This is a genomic window from Naasia sp. (assembly GCF_025465545.1).
GTDB lineage: Bacteria > Actinomycetota > Actinomycetes > Actinomycetales > Microbacteriaceae > Naasia.
On sequence record NZ_JAODMK010000014.1, the window covers coordinates 42,323 to 59,930 of the forward strand.

Consider the following 17,608-nt stretch of genomic DNA (forward strand, 5'->3'; position numbering starts at 1 on the left):
GAGCGACCATGACCTGGGGGGACAGTCGCATGGACGATTCGATGCAGACGGGCGGACGCCCGCGCTCGCACACCGTGTGGGACGTCGGCGTGGAGGACACTCCTGTCGGTGCCGACTACGTGGGCAACCGCCCGGGGGAGACCCGCGGGCGGCGTGCCGCCGTGGTGGACGACGCGACCCTGGTGGCCGCGGTGGCCGCCGCCGAGTCGGAGCCTGAGGACGACGACCTGGTGGAAGACCTCACCGATCGGCTCAATGCCGTGGCGGCCCCTCCCGTGCCGGAGAGCCGGTTCGACGTGGCTCGCGGACCGGAGGCCGCCCTCCAGGCGGCGCTCCGCGAGGTCGTCTCCCGCGGCGCCTCGGACCTGCACCTCGGCGCGGACGCCGCCCCGAAGGTGCGTGTCGACGGCGCCCTGATCTCCCTGCCCGACGCTCCCGTCTGGTCGGGGAGCGAGGTGGGCGCCGTGCTGCGCTCGATCATGACCGAGGCGCAGCGACTGCGCTTCGGCACGGAGCTCGAGCTCGACTTCGCCTACTCGCTCTCCACCGAGTACCGCTTCCGCGTCAACGTCTACCAGCAGCGCGACTCCATGGGGGCCGCCTTCCGGCTCATCCCCACCGAGATCCGCACCCTCGGCGACCTGGGCATCCCGGACGCGGTCGCCCGGTTCGCCCAGCTGCCGCGCGGCCTGGTCCTCGTCACCGGCCCGACCGGCTCCGGCAAGTCGACGACCCTCGCGGCGCTCATCGACCTCGCGAACCGCACCCGCAGCGACCACATCATGACGGTGGAGGACCCGATCGAGTTCCTGCACACCAACAAGAAGTCGCTCGTGAACCAGCGCGAAGTGGGCGCGGACACGCACAGCTTCTCCGCGGCCCTCAAGCATGTGCTTCGCCAGGACCCGGACATCATCCTCATCGGCGAGCTCCGCGACCTGGAGACGATCAGCGTGGCCCTGACCGCCGCCGAGACCGGCCACCTCGTGTTCGCGACCCTGCACACCCAGGACGCGCCGCAGACCATCGACCGGATCATCGACGTGTTCCCGCCCGCCCAGCAGGGCCAGGTGCGCGCGCAGCTCGCGGGCACCCTGCAGGGAGTCGTCTCGCAGATCCTCGTGCGCCGGGCGAGCGGCGCCGGCCGCGCCGTCGCCACCGAGGTGCTCGTCACCACTCCGGCCGTCGCGAATCTGATCCGTGAGGGCAAGACCTTCCAGATCTCCTCGAGCATGCAGGCGGGGCGCGACCTCGGCATGCACACGCTCGACCAGCGCCTCGCCGAGCTCGTCACCGCGGGCGTCATCACGCGGCAGGCCGCCGCCGAGAAGGCGCACGACCTCGAGGGGCTCAGCCGCATCCTGGGCCGCTCGGGCGCGGGCATGGGTGACCTGGACCTCGGCTACGAGACGACCGAGCGCCGAGTGGAACTCACGTCAGAGGGACGCGGCTGATGTCGACGACCGCAGTCCGGACCTACGTGCACCGGAGCCGCAACTCCTCGGGCAAGCTCATCAAGGGCAAGCTCGACGCCCCCAGCGAGTCGGCCGCCCTCGGCAAGCTCCGCACCATGGGCCTCGCGCCGGTCGCGATCGGCGAGTGGACCCGGGGCACCGGCCTGCAGCGCGAGATCGAGATCCCCGGGCTGAGCAAGGGCGTGGGCCTCAAGGACCTCGCCGTGGTCAGCCGGCAGCTCGCGACCATGCTCTCGGCGGGACTGTCGCTGCTGCGGACCCTCACGATCCTCGGCTCGCAGACCGACAACAAGAAGCTCGCCGGCATCCTCGCCAAGGTCACCGAGGACGTGGAGACGGGAACGGCCTTCTCGGTCGCGCTCGCGGCCCACCCCAAGGTCTTCCCGCCGCTGATGATCAACATGATCCGCGCGGGCGAGACCGGCGGCTTCCTCGACTCGGCCCTCGCCTCGATCGCCACCAACTTCGAGAAGGAGGCGAAGCTGCGCGCGCAGATCAAGTCCGCCATGACCTATCCGGTGATGGTGCTCCTGATGTCGCTCGTCGCCGTCATCGCGATGCTCCTCTTCATCGTGCCGGTGTTCCAGAACATGTTCGAAGGGCTCGGCGGGCAGCTGCCGCTGCCCACGATGGCACTCGTCGTGCTGTCCCAGAACATGGTGTGGGCACTGCCGCTCCTGCTCGTGATCACCGTGGCCGGCGGATTCTGGTGGCGTGCGAACAAGCACAAGGAAGCCGTCCGCAAGCTGGTGGACCCCGTGAAGCTCAAGATGCCGGTCTTCGGCGCGCTCGCGACGAAGATCGCCGTCGCCCGCTTCACCCGCAACTTCTCCGACATGATCGGCGCCGGCGTGCCCATCCTCACCGCGCTGAACGTCGTCGGCTCCACCTCCGGCAACTGGGTGCTCGAGACGGCCGCCCACAACATGGGGGAGTCCGTGCGCCAGGGCCGGCCCATCGCCGAGCAGCTGGCCCAGGAGAAGGTGTTCCCGCCCATGGTGACCCAGATGGTCGCGGTGGGTGAGGACTCCGGGGCGCTCGAGACGATGCTGCTCAAGGTGAGCGAGTTCTACGACGCCGAGATCGAGGCGACCACCGCGGCGCTCACCTCGCTCATCGAGCCCCTGCTCATCGCCTTTCTCGGTGTGGTCGTCGGCGGAATGATCGTCGCCCTCTACATGCCTATCTTCAATATCGCCACGCTCGTCCACTGAGCCGCTATTGGATCGGATCCCCCCCGGACCAGGGGCGGGTCGCCCCCCATTTTGGGCGTGCCATCAGGGTAAAAACCCCCCATTCGCGGTCTGGGTAATGCCCCTTCATCGGAATAGTTTGTGCTTTGTCGAATAAGGCCTGGGGAAGAGGCCATTTCGACTACATCTACCAACCGAATGGGGAAACTCGAAATGAACCGCATCGCTGACGCGCTCGCCCGTCACCGCGACCGCGTCAAGAAGGGTGATGAGGGCTTCACCCTCATCGAGCTTCTGGTGGTCGTCATCATCATCGGCATCCTGGCCGCCATCGCCATCCCGATCTACATCGGGGTGCAGGACAACGCCAAGGACTCCGCGGCGAAGTCCGACCTCACCAACGCGAAGACCGCAGCAGTGGCGTTCTGGACCGACAAGGGCACCTCCACCGCCCTGCCGGCGCTCAACACGCTCGGCTCCTACGGCTACAGCAAGAGCTCGACTGCTGACCTGGTCTTCACGGGCAACTCCAGCGCGTTCTGCATCTCCGCGCTGAGCAACGCCAACCACACGTTCCACATCACTCAGGCCGCCGGCGTGCTCGACGGCCCCTGCTAGATCCCAGCACCAAGCCTGTGGGGCGTCGCGAACGCGACGCCCCACAGGCGTACCAGCACCACTCCGCGCACCCGACCGCACCCGAGGAGGTGAACCGTGGTCGAATCTGCCGAGAAGCCGGACGACTCCGGCTTCACCCTCGTCGAGGTCATCATCGCCATGATGGTGTTCGCGCTCATCGCGCTCGGCGTGGGCTACTCCACGATCACCACTCTGCGGATGGCCGCGGACACCCGAGCGCGTGAGGTCGCAGCCAACCTCGCCTCCGGTGAGATCGACTCGGTCCGCGCGGCGGCGGACCCCTTCACCGTCTACGACGCGACCCGCTCGGTGAGCGTGGGGGGCACCACCTACACGATCGCGCGCGACGCCGGCTGGGTCTCCGCTACCGGCACGACCGGCGGCTGCGGCACGGGCACCGGGAACCTCCAGTACAAGCGGGTCAACGTCGCGGTGTCCTGGACCAGCCAGCTCACCTCGACCCCGGCCGCCCACGCAGATACCCTGCTCGCGCCCAACACCCGGCTCACCGACCCCCACTACGGCTCGGTTCTCGTCTCGGTGCTCGGCGTCGACGGGACAGGCGCCAGCGGCGTCTCGGTCAGCGTGACCCCTCAGGGCGGCGGCTCCCCGCTGACCCAGCCGGTGGCCGCCACCGACATGGACGGCTGCACCTACGCCTTCAAGGTCGCTCCTGGCACCTACAGCGTCTCGATCTTCCGCTCGGCCTCCGTCGATGTCGACCAGCAGACCTCGCCCGCCCAGACCATCTCGGTGCAGGCCGGCCAGTCCAGCTCCGCCGCCTTCCAGTACGACTACTCGGGCACGCTCACGGTGGCGTACGGACCGGACACCGCTCCGGCGCGGATCCTGCCATCGAACCTCGTCAGCACCTACTTCAGCAGCTATGGGATGAGCCGCGTCCCGGGGACCCCGGGAAGCGTCGCGCTGCACCCGATCCCGTCCGGCTACACCGCCGTGGCGGGGGGCTACGTGGCGGCCGGGGACTCGAGCGCGGGCTGCCTCTCGGTCGACAGCGGGGCGTGGACCGCGGGCACCGTCGGCGGGAAGGCGCTCGCCGCCGGATCCCGCGCCCCTGCCGTCGCCGCACCTCCGGCAGGCGCCTCCACCTCCCCGGTCCGCGTCCCGATGGGCGCGCTCGTCGTCACCGCCGCCGCCGGGGCCTCCGACGTCCGGGTGATCTCCGCCGCCGCTCCCGTGGGCACGGGGGATCCCGGCTGCTCGGTGCCGCAGACCTTCACCTACACCGTGCCCGCGTCCGGCTCCTACACGCTCGCGGTGCCCTTCGGGTCCTGGACCGTGGAGGAGTTCACCGGGGGCGTCTGGAAGCCGGTGCCCGCGGCCCGCTGCACCGTTCCGACCAACGCGGCCGGTCCCACGGTGACCGGCGCCGTCGTCACCGTCGACCCGAGGAAGCTCGCATGAGCCGGCTGCAGCGCCGGCTGCGCGCCGAGGACTCCGGCATCGGCATGGTCGAGCTCCTCGTCTCGATGATGCTCAGCGCCATCCTGCTCGCGCTCGTCGGCACCATGTTCGTCAACGTGGCGCACGCCACCATCGACGCCAACCGCACGCGCGAAGGCAGCACCTCCGCCGCGAACATCGCCAACGCCCTGAGCAAGGTCGTGCGCTCCTCGGTCCGCAACGCCGTATCCGGCCAGGCGAATCCGGACCCCGGGGTCCTCGCCGGAACCCCGGACAGCATCACCGTGTACTCCCTGGTCGATGCCGATTCGGCGGCACCCGCGCCGGTCAAGGTCCGCTTCCGGGTGAGCGGCGGCGAGCTGATCGAGGAGCGCTGGAGCGCCACCGCGGGCGGCGGCTACTGGACCTTCGGCTCCGGAGCGGCAGAGACCAGCAGGATCCTCGGCGGCACCGTCGTCGCCCCGACCGGCTCCGAGGAGCCGCTCTTCGTCTACCTCGACGCGGCCGGAGCGCAGATCCCCGCCGCCGACTCCGGCCTCACCGCTGCCCAGAGGGAGACGGTCGCCGCCGTCAAGGTCAGCGTGCGCGTGCGGCCGGCCTCCGCGGCGGATGCCAAGACCGTGGTCCTGCAGAACACGATCGGCCTCCCCAACATCGGCACGACGGCGCAGGCCCGCTGATGCGCGCCCTGCTCCGCTCGCTGCGCGGGAACGACGAGGGCTACGCCCTGCTCGCCGTCCTCGGCATCGGCATGGTCCTGATCGCGATGGTGGCCACCTCGCTCACCGTGGCCACGAGCGGCTACGTCCGCGCTCGGGCCGACTCGGACTGGAGCGCCGCTCTCAGCGCCGCGTACGGGGGGCTCGAGGAGTACCAGAGCCGGCTGGCGGGCGACAGCACCTACGAGAAGTACGGCAACCCGTCGGCGCCGTTCAGCGCCGGCAGCGGAGCCACCCTCAGCCTGCCTCCGGCCACCGCGAGCAACCCCGCCTTCGGCATCGGCACGAGCGGGACCTGGGCGAGCATCCCCGGCAGCGGCGGAGCGGCCTCCTACCGCTACGAGATCGACAACTCGGACTACGACGCATCGGGACTGCTGCACCTCCGCGTCACCGGGCGTGCCGGCGACCAGACGCGGTCCCTCGTCGCGGACCTCAAGCAGACCGGCTTCCTCGACTTCCTCTACTTCACCGACTACGAGGTGTTCGATCCGATCTTCTCCGGCGAGCCGGCCTCCTGCGAGATGTATGCGTGGGCCGGTCGCTCCAGCGGCTGCTCCATCATCCAGTTCGGCGCGATGGACGTCATCAACGGTCCTCTGCACAGCAACGACCAACTGGTCATCTGCGGCACCCGCTTCAACGGTGCGGTGTCCACGGCGAGCACCCTCGACCCCATCTACACCCGCCCGAGCGGCTGCGCTGCGCCGGTCTTCGCCACCGGCGCGGGAGTGACCTACTCGGCGAGCATCGGCATGCCCCCCACCAACTCCGAGCTGAAGAAGGAGACGCGCACCGACCTGGCCGACGTCCCGCGTCCCGGCTGCCTCTACACCGGCCCCACCTCCATCACCTTCAACGGGGACGGCACGATGACCGTCGTCTCGCCGTGGAGCCGCTTCACCCAGGTGTCGGCCACCAGCGGATCCAACTCGTCCGCCTGCGGCAGCCCGGGCACCGGCGGCGGCCGGCTCGGCAACCCGGCAGGCGCCACCGTGCCGGTGCTCTCCAGCAACCTGGCCTACGTGCAGAACGTGCCCGGCGTCGGCAGCACCGATCCGAATGCCCCGGCCGATGCCGCCGTGCCGTCGGGCTTCGCCTGCACCGGCACCTCGGACTTCCCGGGCTGGACCTTCGGCTCCACCTCCTACCCGGCCACGGGCGAGGTCCAGCCCGACGGCACGGGTGCGAGCAACCCGGCGTACAAGTGCACCAACGGGGACGTCTTCGTGCGCGGGTCGGTGAGCGGGGCCATGACGGTCGCCGCCGAGAACTTCGTCTACGTGACCGGCGATCTCCGATATGCCAACGCCCAGTCCTCCATCCTCGGACTCGTCGGCAACAACGCCGTCCAGGTCTGGAACCCGCGCTCCTCCACCGGGCTGCTCGACACGACGGCCAACCGCACCATCGACGCGGCCATCCTGTCCGTCGCCCACACCTTCACCGTGCAGAACTACCGGCGCGGCCCGGCGAGGGGCACCCTCACCGTGCTCGGCGCCATCGCGCAGCGGTTCCGAGGCCCGGTCGCCACCACGTCGGGCGGCGGCATCGTCTCCGGCTACGCCAAGAACTACATCTACGATCAGCGCCTCCGCTCCACCGCGCCGCCCAAGTTCCTCACGCCGACCTCCACCACCTACGGGATCACCCAGGTCGCCGAAGTGCCGAAGGCCTTCACCGCGAAGGGGGTGGCACAGTGATCGCCGCCCTGTGCCTGCTGCTTCCCCTCGGACTGGCCGTCGGGTCGTTCCTCAACGTGGTCGTCTACCGGGTTCCCCGGGGCCTCTCGGTGGTCCGGCCCGCCTCGGCCTGCCCCGGCTGCCGCCGCGGCATCGCCGCATACGACAACGTGCCGGTGCTCTCCTGGGTGCTCCTCGGCGGTCGCTGCCGCGGCTGCCGCAGGCGCATCTCGGCGCGCTATCCGCTCGTGGAGGCGCTCACCGGCGTCGCCTTCCTCGTGGTCGCCTTCCGGTTCGTACCCGAGGTGGTCGGCGCGGCCGACGCGCCGGGGATCATGTCCCGTCTGCTCGCGCTCGCCGCCTTCCTCTACCTCGCCGCGCTCAGCGTGGCCCTCAGCGCCATCGACATCGAGCTGCGCCGGCTGCCGGATCGCATCGTGCTGCCCGCCTACCTGGTCGGCGTGGTGCTGCTCGGCAGCTCCGGCGCCGTCGCCGGGGACCTGCCTGCTCTTGCCGGGACCGCGATCGGCGGCGCCGCCTCCTTCGGCCTCTACCTGCTGCTCGCCGTCGTCCGCCCGGGCGGCATGGGCATGGGCGACGTCAAGCTGGCCGGAGTCCTCGGCCTCTTCCTCGGCTTCCTCGGTCCCGCACCGCTGCTCGTGGGGGTGGCCGCGGCCTTCCTCACCGGCGGGGTCGTCGGCATCGCGGCAGTCGCCGCCGGCTCGGCCGGCCGGCGCACCGCGCTTCCCTTCGGCCCGTTCATGTTCGCGGGCGCCTGGGTCGGAATCCTGGCCGGCGAGCCCCTCGCCGCCGCCTATCTCTCTCTCGCCGGAATCAGTTGAGGAGCAGTCCCATGTCCAAGCACAGCGTGGTCGGAGTCGACTTCGGGAAGGGGGTCCTCCGCGCCGTCGAGGTCCTCGACCCGTCCGGCAGCAGGCCCACCATCACCCGCCATCACGAGGTTCCCCTGCCTCTCGGCGCCGTCGTGGGCGGGGAGGTGCGGAGCATCGACCAGGTGACCGCCGCCCTGAAGGCTCTCTGGTCGGAGGCCGGCTTCAAGACCAAGAAGGTGGTCCTCGGCATGGGCAACCAGCGCGTGCTCGTGCGTGAACTGGCCATGCCCAAGATGCCGCTCGAGCGGATCCGGGAGGCGCTGCCCTTCCAGGTGCAGGAGCTGCTTCCTGTGCCGGTCGCCGACGCCCTGCTCGACTTCTATCCGATCTCCGAGGGCGAGTCCGACGGCGCAGAGGTGATCCACGGCCTGCTCGTCGCCGCGGTGCGCGGAGCGGTCGAGAACAACGTGGAGGCGGCCCTGCAGGCGGGGCTCGAGCCGGTCGGAGTCGACCTCATCCCGTTCGCGCTCACCCGGCTGCTGCTGCCGGTCGGCGACGAGGGTCACACCGTGCTCGTGCACATCGGCGCATCGACGACCAGCGTGGTCTTCGTGTCCGACGGAGTGCCGCAGTTCGTGCGGATCATCCCGGCCGGCGGCGACGACGTGACGCGCGCCCTGGTGACCCGCTTCGAGCTCGACCTGCCCGCCGCGGACCGGCTCAAGCGCGACCTGGGCCTCGGCAAGCGCGTGGCCGCCAAGGACAAGAAGGCCGTCGAGGTGATGTTCGAGGTGACCGGCGAGCTCCTCACCAGCCTGCGGAACACCTTCGCCTTCTACCTGAACACCCGCAGCGTCGCCGCCCTCGACCGGATCGTGCTCAGCGGAGGCGGCGCCCGCCTCGAAGGCCTCGCGGCCGCCCTCGGCGAGGTCTCGCGGCTCCGCGTCGATGTGATCGATCCGGGAGCCGGGTTCGCCGTCGCGGAAGGCGCCGAACTCGCCGAGGAGACGCGCGACGACTTCGCCGTCGCACTCGGCCTCACCCTGGGGAGCGCAGCATGAGCACCGGCATCGAGACTCCGAAGATCGACGTCAACCGGCTCTCCGGGCCCGCAGAGCCGGCCGAGCCGGCGCCGCGGCGCAAGCCCGAGGCCGGCATCGGGGGCGCACCTCGGGTGGATCTGCTCCCGCTCGCCCTGCGTCAGCGGCAGCAGCAGAAGCGCCTCCGCCGCCGGCTCGGTGCAGGCGTGGTCGGCATCGCCGTCCTGGTCGCCGTCGCCGTCGCCGGAGGCGCCACCGTGAACGGGATGGCTCAGGCCTCCCTCGCCTCCGCCCAGGACGAGACGCTCACCCTGCTCGCCCAGCGCGGGCAGTACTCCGAGCTGAGTGATGTGCAGGACCGCATCTCGCTCGCCCGGGCCGCCCAGGCGGTGGGCGCGTCGCCCGAGGTGGACTGGAACGCATACCTCGGGCGGCTCCGTGACACGCTTCCGTCCGGGGTGACCCTCACGGCCGTCTCGATCGACTCCGCCTCGGCCACGCAGGCCTACGAGCAGCCGACCGGGCCTCTCGAGGGCCCCCGGATCGCCACGCTCGCCTTCACCGCGCTGAGCCCCAAGCTGCCGGACGTGCCGGAGTGGCTCACCGGACTCGGCACCCTTCCCGCGTTCGTCGACGCCGTTCCCAACTCGGTGACGCGCGACGAGAGCGGCTCGTACATCGTCAACATCACGCTGCATGTGGGTCCCGACGCCTTCACGGGACGCTTCACCGAGACGGAAGGGGCGCAGAAGTGACGCTCACACTCGACCACCGGATCAAGGTGCTCATCGCCGTCCTGCTGATGCTCGTCCTCGCGGCGGGCGGCTGGCTGCTCGGCGTCCAGCCCGCGGTCACGGCCGCGCTCGACGCCGCCACGCAGGAGACCGCCGTCCGGACGCAGAACGACGCCGCACGCGCGACGCTCGCCGAGCTCGAGAAGGCTCAATCGACCCTGCCCGCCCTGAAGAAGCAGCTCGTGGTGCTCGACGCGTCGGTCCCGGCGACCCCGGGGGGATCCGAGCTGCTCGACAGCATCGACGCTCTCGCCGATGCACGCGGCGTGACGGTGCAGCGCATCGCCATCGACGCCGCCGTCCCGTACCTGCCTCCGACGCCCGCGGACGCCGCGGTGGACCCCGAGACGGGCGAGGCGGTGGCCGGCCCGCCCGCTGACCCCGCGCTGGTGCCCACGACCGACCCCCGCATCACCTCCGACGACTTCGTGGTGGTTCCGGTGGCGCTGGACGTGACGGGCACCCTGACTCACGTGCTGCAGTTCGTGCACGGCGTGCAGAACGGCCCCCGGCTGTTCCTCGTCAACAAGTTCTCCAGCGTCACCGACGAGGGATCCTCCTCGGTCAAGGCGACGATGTCGGGCTTCGTGTACGTGCTGCTCGACGGGGTGGACGCCGCGGCCCAGGCGGCGGCCCCCGCCGCCTGACCCGACCGCGCCGGCTCCTGTCCGCTTTCCCCCTGCCTTCACCCTCAAGCCCAGCCCTAGACTGGCCAGGACCTGGGCGGACGCCGAGGGTGGAAGGAGAGTGCGCCATGAGCGACGAGCGACCGATTCGCCGAACCGAGGAGCCCGCCCCGACGGCCGACCCGGCCGAGGTGGGCAAGCCCACTCTGGTCGAGAGCCACGGTGACCCCATCGTGGTCGACGGCCACACCGCCGACGGCGTGCTCGTCGAGCCCGGGGAGCCCGCACCCGAGGAGGGTCCGGCGCACCGCGCAGCGGCGCCCGTGGACGGCGACGCTCCCTCGGAGCCCGGCAGAGCCGAGCGTCCGGCGGCCGAGACGCGCGAGCCGATCGGGCAGGGGTCCCGTCCTGCCGCCGTCGCGGTTCCCGCTGACGCCCCCGCCGCATCACCGGCTCCGGCTTCCGCTTCTGCGGAGTCCAGCGTGACCGCCGACGCGCCGATCCCGCCGGTGCCGACCCCCACCGAGCCGGTCGCCGAGACGTCCACCGCCCCGGTGGCCGCGCCGCCGACCCCTCGCACGGTGTACGTAGAGTCGCCCATCCCGCCCAGGAAGAAGGGCAACCGCGGCTTCGCGATCCTCATGTCCCTGCTGGGCACGATCGTCTACGCGCTCATCTGGGCGGCGGTGGCGGCGGCGGTCATCGCGACCGGCTCCGACCAGGCCGGTTTCGGGCAGTCGTTCTCCAACTTCGTCACGAGTCCCGTCTTCTGGATCCCGATCCTCCTCTTCGGCCTCTCGATGATCCTGGTGTCCCTGATCCTCAACCGGGCCGGCTGGACCTGGTGGATCCTGCTCGGCTTCGTCGTCGCGGTCGTCGTCTACTTCGGCTACCTGGGCGGCGCTCTGCTCACCGTCTCGCAGCAGATCACCTCGGCCGACGTAGGCAGCTTCCTCAACCAGGTGGCGTTCACTCCGCTCTCGATCGGCGCCGCCGTGGTGGCCCGGGAGGTCTCCATCTGGACCGGTCGCGCGATCAGCGCCCGCGGCAAGCGCCTCAAGGCGCACAACGCGACCGCGCGTGCGGAGTTCGACCACGAGACGGCCGAGCGCAAGGCGGAGTACGAGCGCGCTCAGGCGGGCTACGCGGGGAGCTGAGCTCCGGGCACCAGTGACGCCGAGCGCGCCCCGAGCCGCCGGACGCGCCCCGAAACGACGAGCGCGCCCCGTGCCCAGGGCGCGCTCGGCGTTTCAGAACGCGCTCGGCGAAGAAGTTCGGCGAAGAAGCGCGCCAGCGCGCGCCGAGCAGGTGAGACCCGCGAGGGCAGTGCCCGGTCAGGCGGCGTTCGGCGCCACCAGCTCCGCACGGAGCGGCCAGCGCGAGCCGTCGAGGATCACCTGGGCGGCAGAGCGGGTGTCCCGGTTCACCAGGATGGGCGCCAGCAGGTTCACGACCGGCGCTCCCTCGGAGATGGTGGCCACGACGAAGGCGTCCACGTCGTCGCTCGACGTCGCGCCGATCGGGGCGAGGTGCTCGCTGGTGATGTCGGGCGCGTAGTCCGGCACGAAGATCGCCGGGTCGAGAAGGAACAGCCGCAGGTCAGCGCCTGCGGTGTCGCGCAGGGTGAACAGTCCCACCGCGCCGTCGACCGCGGCCAGCTCGAAGTCGACGACCGGCGAGAAGCCGGGAGGCGACGCGGTGAAGGTCACGTTCAGAGTCGTGCCGGGGAGGGTGGGGGTCATGGTGCTCACGAGAGGTAGGAGAGGAGGGTGGGCTGCAGGGCGCGAGCGGTGACCGCGAGCGCGCTCTGGTAGGTGATTTCCTGCGACTTGAGATCCACGATCGCCTTCGCCGGATCGATGTCCTCGATACCCGCGCGCTGCGACTCGAGGGCCGTCGACTGGGTCAGATTGTTGTGAGCGGCCTGCTCGAGGCGAGCGTAGCGCGTCCCCACGAACGCGTGCTGAGTCGTGATGTTGGCGCGGTGGGCGTCGAGTTCGGCGAGTCGGGGATTGACCTCGACGCCGGCCCTGAGATCGGCGACGATGCTGTCGATCGTTGCGAAGACGCTGGACGTGCCGCTGCCGAATGCGGCCGCCCCGTCCGCGTCGACCCGCACGGATTCGGTGTCGTTCACTCTGCGCTGGACCGAGCTGCCGGTGGCTCCCGAATAGGCGTAGGTGCTGTCGAAGGCGGCGCCGGTGTCGGAGCTGCCCGCGAAGACGGTGCGCCCGAGGTAAGTGGTGTTCGCCTTGGACAGCAGGTCTGCCCTGAGGCCCTCGAGCTCGGCCGCGATCGCGTCCCGTGAGGCCGGCGTCATGACGCCGCTGCTGGCGCCGCGGACCGTGAGGTCGCGCACCTGGCCCATGATGGACTCCGCCGAGGTGAGTGCCGAGTCGACGGTGGCCAGCCAGCCGGTGCCGTCGGCGATGTTGCTTCCGTACTGGTCGGTGGCCCGCTGCTGGGCGTGCACCCGCAGGATGGAGGCGGTCGCCGAGGGGTCGTCCGAGGGCTTCGTGACCGCCTTGCCGGTGGAGACGCGGTCCTGCAGCTGGGCGAGGAGCGTGCGCGACGACTGCAGATTGCGCTGCGTCGTGACGAGCTGCTGCTGGTTGGTGATGCGTCCGAGCATGGTGCGTTACCTTCCGACGACGCCGGTGCGATTGATGAGGGTGTCGAGCATCTCGTCCATGGCGGTGAGCACTCGCGCGGCGCCCTGATAGGCGTGCTGGAACGTGAGCAGATTCATCGTCTCCTCGTCGAGGTCGACCGCCGACTGGGAGGACTGCGCGGTCGTTGCCGCGACGGCGCTCTGATCGCTGAGGACCGCCTGCTGCATGCTCGTACGCGCGGCCACGCCGACCTGGACAACATATGTCGCCCACCGGGAGTCGGGTCCGTCGAGGGCGCTCGCCAGGTCGGCGATCTCGTCGGCCTTGCTGCCGTCGGCCCCGCCCTTGCCGCTCGCTGCCGCTGCGATCTGAGAGACGTCGGTGGGGACGACCGAGAGCCCGAGGGCCGCGGAGGGGATGGCCGCGTTCAGGGCGAAGAACCGGCCACCGGTCGCGCCGGAGTACGTGACGGCGCTGGAGTGGATGGCGTTGACCTTCGTGTACAGCGTCGTAGCGAGCGTGTTGTAGAGCGCCGCGGCCTCCGCGAACGGGCCGCCGGTGCCACCGGTCTCGGCCGGACCCATGGTAGCGAGGCGCCCCGCGAGTTCTCCGCCGTCGAGGTCGACCGTGCCGCCGCCGCCTGCCCACTCCAGGTGGGCGGGGTTGGCCGCCGCGTCCTCGAGGCGGGCGGCGCCCCCGAGGGTGAGGGCGCGGGAGGTCGTTCCCGCGACGAGGGCGTTGCCGCCGAGGACGACGTCGACCGTGTTGTCGGGGTTCTCGCGCACCGTGGCGCCGGTGAGCCCGGCCAGGTTCGTCAGGAGCAGCGACCGCTGGTCGAGCAGCTCGTTCGCGGATCCGCCGGACGCGACGGTCCTCCGGATCTGGTCGTTGAGCTGCGCGACCTGGCCCGCGGCCGTGTTGACGGCCTGAACGGCGGTCTGGGCAGCCGTCCGTGCGTCCGACCAGCCGGCGCTCGCCTGCGCATAGCCGTCGGCGATGCGGGACACCAGCTGTCCGGCTTGAGCGAGCAGGGTTGCGCCGGGGCCGGCCGAGTTCGCGGAGCCGGCGTTGTTGGAGAGGTTCTGCCAGGCGGACCAGAAGTCGGAGAGGGTGACCGAGAGGCCGTCGCTGCCCGGCTCATTGAGGGAGGTCTCGATGGTGGAGACTGCGGAGGACGCGACCTTCCAGTAGCCGGAGCTTGAGGCGGCGGCGCGGACGCGGCTGTCCAGGATCGAGTCGCCCAGGCGTGCGATGCGGTCGATCTGCACGCCCTGGCCGATGTTGACACCGGTGCGGAAGATGCTCGACGAGCTGACCGAGCCCACCGCCGACTGGGACACGCGCTGACGGGTGTAGCCGTCGGTTGTGGCATTCGCGATGTTCTGGCCGGTCAGGTCGATCGCCGCGCGCGCGGCGACGAGACCGCTGTACGCGGTCTGCAGTCCGCCGAAGGTGCTCATCTCAGAACCGCCGGTCGAAGAGGTGCCCGCCGCTGGTGGCCAGCGCGGGCGCGCCCTGTCCGTCGTAGACGCCGGCGGCAGGCTGCAGGTTCGCGAGCGTCTCCTGCGTAGAGCGGGTGGCGGCGCGGAGGTACTGCAGGTTGGTGTCGCGGATGTCGGCGATCTGAGCCGTGATGCTGGTGAGCGCGTTGAGGTGCGAGGTGAAGATCTCACTCCAGGTCTCGGAGGGGCTGGAGGCGGCGATCTCGCGGAGAGTCGCGTCCTCAGGGAGTCCCCACTCCAGGGCGACGGAGGACGACTCGACGGTGCGCTCGATGCCCACCTTGCGGAGCCGGACAAGCACCTGCTCGACCTCGCGGGTGGCGAAGGGCAGCCACTTGCTCTTGCCCGTGGTCAGGAGCAGGTGCTCCTCCTCGAGCTTGAACATGAGCAGCTCGAGCAGTTCCCGCTCGCGCCACAGCAGCGTCGACAGCTCGTTGGCGGCCATGGTTCTCACGCTCCTCGTGCTCCCTTCCGGCAGCTCGGTGCCGGCTGATTCGGCGCAAGGTTTTTCTGCGCGTCTCCTTTCACATTCGGCAATGGGTGCCGATAGGTAAGGGTGCCGCGCGAATTCCCCCTGTCCGGAGCGCCGAATGATACCGGCCTCGCCCTCGCGACACGGGAGGCGCACGCGACCATTAGTGGGGGATGTCGGCCCCCTTGCCTTCCCAAGCAGAATTGCCGGACGGACGCATCCGCCCTGGGAAGCGGAAAGCGCCGGAGAGGCACCGCCTTGAGTGGTACCGCTCCACATGTCACATGCGCGGGGGAGCATTTCATGGATCGTCGCGAGCGCAACCGCCTTGTCGAGGACAATCTGGCCATCGTCGGATATCTCGTGAACGACGTCTGCTCCCGGGCGACGCACCTCTCCCGTGATGACCTGGCTTCCGCCGGGGCGATGGGCCTGATCATGGCCGCCGACACCTTCAACTCCGAGCTCGGCGTGCCTTTCGGCGCTTTCGCCCGCCGCCGGATCCTCGGCGCGATGGCCGACGAGATGCGGGCCGCCGACTGGGCCACCCGCACCGCCCGCAAGCGCATCCGAGAGTCGCTCGCCGTGCAGGAGTCGCTCACCGCGGCGCTGGGGCGCGCCCCGTCGATCGACGAGGTCGCGACCTCGCTCGGCGTCGATCGTGCCGCCGTCACCGAGGCGCTGACGGATGCCGCGCGCACCGTGTCCAGTCTCGACGCCACCGAGGCGGACTTCGTGGCTGCCGACATCGCGAGCCCCGAGGACAGCCTCGTGGACACCGAGCGCAACAAGTACCTGATCGCCGCCGTGCAGTCCCTGCCCGAGAAGATGCGCTACATCGTGGAGCAGATCTACTTCGAGGACCGCTCGGTGAAGGAGCTCGCGGAGGAGCTGGGTGCCACCCACTCCGCAATCTCGCAGCAGCGTGCCGAGGCGGTCCGCCTCATGCGCGACGGTCTCGAGACGCACTATGCCGATGAGCAGCAGGAGGTGGCCGAGGTGCACTCCCGGGTGGCCCCGGCGCGCCGCAGCGCGTACCTCGCCCGTCTTGCCGAGAATGCCACTGCGGCGATGAGCCGTCAGCTGAGCGCTCCGTTCGCGCGGGAGTCCGCCGCGTCGTGACGTGCCCAGTCCGGGGGTGATGGCTAACGCCTGACGCCCGGGTGTCGATAGATGTCCATGTCGGACCACGGAAGGGCCGGCGCCAACCACGACTCATGGAGGAACTGCAAAATGGGTATGCAGATCAACACCAACATCAATGCGCTCAACACGTACCGCAACCTCAACTCCACACAGAACAGCCTGAGCAAGTCGCTCGAGAAGCTGTCCAGTGGTCTCCGCATCAACCGCGCTGCCGATGACGCAGCCGGCCTGGTGATCTCGGAGGGCCTCAAGTCGCAGATCGGCGGCCTCACCGCCGCATCGCGCAACGCCCAGGACGGCGTCTCGGTCGTGCAGACCGCAGAAGGCGCCCTGGGAGAGGCTCAGTCGATCCTGCAGCGTCTTCGTGATCTCGCCGTTCAGGCCGGTAACGACGCGAACAGCACGGACGCGCGCACGGCCCTCGCTGCGGAGGCATCCAGCCTCACGTCGGAGCTCACGCGTATCTCGAACTCGACCAACTTCAACGGCAAGAACCTGCTCGACGGCACCGCCGGCACCATGCAGTTCCAGGTCGGTGCCGACGGAACCGCGAACAGCCAGATCAGCGTGCTGATGACCAACCTGTCAACGGTCGCCACCAACCTCGGTGCGGGCGGTGCCAACTTCGCGGTTGTCACCCCGACTGCGGTCACGGGCAACTTCACCGTCAACAACGGCACCGCTCAGGTCGTCGTCGCGATGGGTGCGGCCAACACGTACAACACGGTGGGCGCTGTCGCCGAGAAGCTGAACTCGGACACGAGCTTCGCGGCGAACTTCTCCGCGTCGGTCGACTCCGCCAACAAGCTGGTCGTCACGAGCAAGACCGGCGGCACCGTCCTCGGTGGCGTCATCGGCACCCCGGCCGCGATCGGTACGGGCGGCTCGACCGCCACGGCCGTTGCGGGTGGCCTCAGCTTCTCGACCGCCGCGAACGCGCAGGCTGCGATCAACTCGATCGACGCTCAGCTCGACGTGGTCTCGACGCAGCGGTCCGCCCTCGGTGCCGTGCAGAACCGGTTCGACCGCGCCATCGCGAACATCAGCGTGGCCATCGAGAACCTGGCCGCCTCGAAGAGCCGGATCACCGACGTCGACATGGCGTCCGAGATGGTCAACTTCACCCGCGCTCAGATCCTGAGCCAGTCCGGTACCGCCATGCTCGCGCAGGCGAACCAGATGCCGCAGCTCGCGCTGCAGCTCCTGGGCTAGTCGCCCTCGCCCGGTGGCGCTCGCTTCGGCGGGCGCCACCGGGCGACACTTCTGATCGACCGGTGGGGGAGGGGACGCAGTGGCCACGCTCGGCATCGACGGACTCGTGTCCTCACTCGACACCACGTCGATCATCAACCAGCTGATGACGCTCGAGGCGCGGCCTCAGACGCTCCTCAAGTCGACGCTCAACTCGACCAACAGCTTCCTGAGCGCTCTCCGCTCCCTCAACGCGTCG

General features: G+C 70.2%; 18 protein-coding genes. 14 read left to right on the forward strand and 4 right to left on the reverse strand.

Annotated features, from left to right (window positions below; genetic code table 11):
- Positions 1-29 precede the first annotated feature (29 nt).
- The 11 genes from JWR33_RS04130 (at position 30) to JWR33_RS04180 (ending at position 11,583) form a co-directional block, all read left to right on the forward strand.
- On the forward strand, positions 30-1,454 hold the full coding sequence (locus tag JWR33_RS04130) for a type IV pilus twitching motility protein PilT (protein WP_297409704.1): 1,425 nt from the start codon (positions 30-32) through the stop codon (positions 1,452-1,454).
- Positions 1,454-2,689: a type II secretion system F family protein gene (locus JWR33_RS04135; RefSeq protein WP_297409706.1), complete on the forward strand. Its 1,236-nt coding sequence runs from the start codon at positions 1,454-1,456 to the stop codon at positions 2,687-2,689. Before JWR33_RS04130 ends, JWR33_RS04135 begins: the two co-directional genes overlap by 1 nt.
- A gap of 192 nt (positions 2,690-2,881) precedes the next feature.
- Positions 2,882-3,286, forward strand: a complete 405-nt coding sequence (locus tag JWR33_RS04140) for a prepilin-type N-terminal cleavage/methylation domain-containing protein (RefSeq protein ID WP_297409707.1) — start codon at positions 2,882-2,884, stop codon at positions 3,284-3,286.
- Positions 3,287-3,382: 96 nt separating this feature from the next.
- Positions 3,383-4,732, forward strand: a complete 1,350-nt coding sequence (locus tag JWR33_RS04145) for a type II secretion system protein (RefSeq protein WP_297409709.1) — start codon at positions 3,383-3,385, stop codon at positions 4,730-4,732.
- A complete protein-coding gene (locus JWR33_RS04150) occupies positions 4,729-5,412 on the forward strand; it encodes a hypothetical protein (RefSeq protein ID WP_297409711.1) in 684 nt (227 codons plus the stop codon). The genes JWR33_RS04145 and JWR33_RS04150 overlap by 4 nt, the downstream gene beginning before the upstream one ends.
- A complete protein-coding gene (locus JWR33_RS04155) occupies positions 5,412-7,154 on the forward strand; it encodes a hypothetical protein (protein WP_297409713.1) in 1,743 nt (580 codons plus the stop codon). The genes JWR33_RS04150 and JWR33_RS04155 overlap by 1 nt, the downstream gene beginning before the upstream one ends.
- Positions 7,151-7,975, forward strand: a complete 825-nt coding sequence (locus JWR33_RS04160; protein WP_297409715.1) for an A24 family peptidase — start codon at positions 7,151-7,153, stop codon at positions 7,973-7,975. The genes JWR33_RS04155 and JWR33_RS04160 overlap by 4 nt, the downstream gene beginning before the upstream one ends.
- An 11-nt stretch (positions 7,976-7,986) precedes the next feature.
- On the forward strand, positions 7,987-9,027 hold the full coding sequence (gene pilM / locus JWR33_RS04165; protein ID WP_297409716.1) for a type IV pilus assembly protein PilM: 1,041 nt from the start codon (positions 7,987-7,989) through the stop codon (positions 9,025-9,027).
- Positions 9,024-9,761, forward strand: a complete 738-nt coding sequence (locus JWR33_RS04170; RefSeq protein ID WP_297409717.1) for a hypothetical protein — start codon at positions 9,024-9,026, stop codon at positions 9,759-9,761. Before pilM ends, JWR33_RS04170 begins: the two co-directional genes overlap by 4 nt.
- Positions 9,758-10,447: a hypothetical protein gene (locus JWR33_RS04175; protein ID WP_297409718.1), complete on the forward strand. Its 690-nt coding sequence runs from the start codon at positions 9,758-9,760 to the stop codon at positions 10,445-10,447. Before JWR33_RS04170 ends, JWR33_RS04175 begins: the two co-directional genes overlap by 4 nt.
- A gap of 107 nt (positions 10,448-10,554) precedes the next feature.
- Positions 10,555-11,583, forward strand: coding sequence for a hypothetical protein (locus JWR33_RS04180; RefSeq protein ID WP_297409719.1), 1,029 nt, complete (start codon positions 10,555-10,557; stop codon positions 11,581-11,583).
- Between the two features lie 177 nt (positions 11,584-11,760).
- Here the strand turns inward: JWR33_RS04180 and JWR33_RS04185 are convergent, their stop codons facing one another.
- From JWR33_RS04185 to JWR33_RS04200, 4 genes are read right to left on the reverse strand one after another with little or no spacing between them, the layout of a single operon-like run.
- Positions 11,761-12,168, reverse strand: a complete 408-nt coding sequence (locus JWR33_RS04185) for a flagellar assembly protein FliW (RefSeq protein WP_297409730.1) — start codon at positions 12,166-12,168, stop codon at positions 11,761-11,763.
- A 5-nt stretch (positions 12,169-12,173) separates the two neighbouring features.
- The gene (gene flgL / locus JWR33_RS04190) at positions 12,174-13,058 is read right to left on the reverse strand and encodes a flagellar hook-associated protein FlgL (protein ID WP_297409721.1); all 885 of its coding nucleotides are present in this window, start codon (positions 13,056-13,058) and stop codon (positions 12,174-12,176) included.
- A 6-nt stretch (positions 13,059-13,064) separates the two neighbouring features.
- Positions 13,065-14,498, reverse strand: coding sequence for a flagellar hook-associated protein FlgK (flgK, locus tag JWR33_RS04195; protein ID WP_297409722.1), 1,434 nt, complete (start codon positions 14,496-14,498; stop codon positions 13,065-13,067).
- A gap of 1 nt (position 14,499) precedes the next feature.
- Positions 14,500-14,985: a flagellar protein FlgN gene (locus JWR33_RS04200; RefSeq protein WP_297409723.1), complete on the reverse strand. Its 486-nt coding sequence runs from the start codon at positions 14,983-14,985 to the stop codon at positions 14,500-14,502.
- Between the two features lie 330 nt (positions 14,986-15,315).
- Here JWR33_RS04200 and JWR33_RS04205 point away from each other — a divergent pair, with 330 nt between their 5' ends.
- The 3 genes from JWR33_RS04205 to JWR33_RS13535 all read left to right on the forward strand — a co-directional run.
- Entirely contained in the window at positions 15,316-16,134 is an 819-nt protein-coding gene (locus tag JWR33_RS04205; RefSeq protein ID WP_297409724.1) for a sigma-70 family RNA polymerase sigma factor, read from the forward strand.
- A 111-nt stretch (positions 16,135-16,245) separates the two neighbouring features.
- The gene (locus tag JWR33_RS04210) at positions 16,246-17,370 is read left to right on the forward strand and encodes a flagellin (protein WP_297409725.1); all 1,125 of its coding nucleotides are present in this window, start codon (positions 16,246-16,248) and stop codon (positions 17,368-17,370) included.
- Positions 17,371-17,476: 106 nt separating this feature from the next.
- Positions 17,477-17,608, forward strand: a 132-nt coding sequence (locus JWR33_RS13535) for a flagellar cap protein FliD N-terminal domain-containing protein (protein WP_366073682.1), incomplete at its 3' end; no start/stop codon positions are given.

Excerpts from the sequence above, each read along its gene's own strand:
- JWR33_RS04130 (WP_297409704.1), top strand. The coding sequence starts at position 30 with ATGGACGATTCGATGCAGACGGGCGGACGCCCGCGCTCGCACACCGTG.
- JWR33_RS04135 (WP_297409706.1), top strand. The coding sequence starts at position 1,454 with ATGTCGACGACCGCAGTCCGGACCTACGTGCACCGGAGCCGCAACTCC.
- JWR33_RS04140 (WP_297409707.1), top strand. The coding sequence starts at position 2,882 with ATGAACCGCATCGCTGACGCGCTCGCCCGTCACCGCGACCGCGTCAAG.
- JWR33_RS04150 (WP_297409711.1), top strand. The coding sequence starts at position 4,729 with ATGAGCCGGCTGCAGCGCCGGCTGCGCGCCGAGGACTCCGGCATCGGC.
- JWR33_RS04155 (WP_297409713.1), top strand. The coding sequence starts at position 5,412 with ATGCGCGCCCTGCTCCGCTCGCTGCGCGGGAACGACGAGGGCTACGCC.
- pilM (WP_297409716.1), top strand. The coding sequence starts at position 7,987 with ATGTCCAAGCACAGCGTGGTCGGAGTCGACTTCGGGAAGGGGGTCCTC.
- JWR33_RS04170 (WP_297409717.1), top strand. The coding sequence starts at position 9,024 with ATGAGCACCGGCATCGAGACTCCGAAGATCGACGTCAACCGGCTCTCC.
- JWR33_RS04180 (WP_297409719.1), top strand. The coding sequence starts at position 10,555 with ATGAGCGACGAGCGACCGATTCGCCGAACCGAGGAGCCCGCCCCGACG.
- JWR33_RS04185 (WP_297409730.1), bottom strand. The coding sequence starts at position 12,168 with ATGACCCCCACCCTCCCCGGCACGACTCTGAACGTGACCTTCACCGCG.
- flgL (WP_297409721.1), bottom strand. The coding sequence starts at position 13,058 with ATGCTCGGACGCATCACCAACCAGCAGCAGCTCGTCACGACGCAGCGC.
- flgK (WP_297409722.1), bottom strand. The coding sequence starts at position 14,498 with ATGAGCACCTTCGGCGGACTGCAGACCGCGTACAGCGGTCTCGTCGCC.
- JWR33_RS04200 (WP_297409723.1), bottom strand. The coding sequence starts at position 14,985 with ATGGCCGCCAACGAGCTGTCGACGCTGCTGTGGCGCGAGCGGGAACTG.
- JWR33_RS04205 (WP_297409724.1), top strand. The coding sequence starts at position 15,316 with ATGGATCGTCGCGAGCGCAACCGCCTTGTCGAGGACAATCTGGCCATC.
- JWR33_RS04210 (WP_297409725.1), top strand. The coding sequence starts at position 16,246 with ATGGGTATGCAGATCAACACCAACATCAATGCGCTCAACACGTACCGC.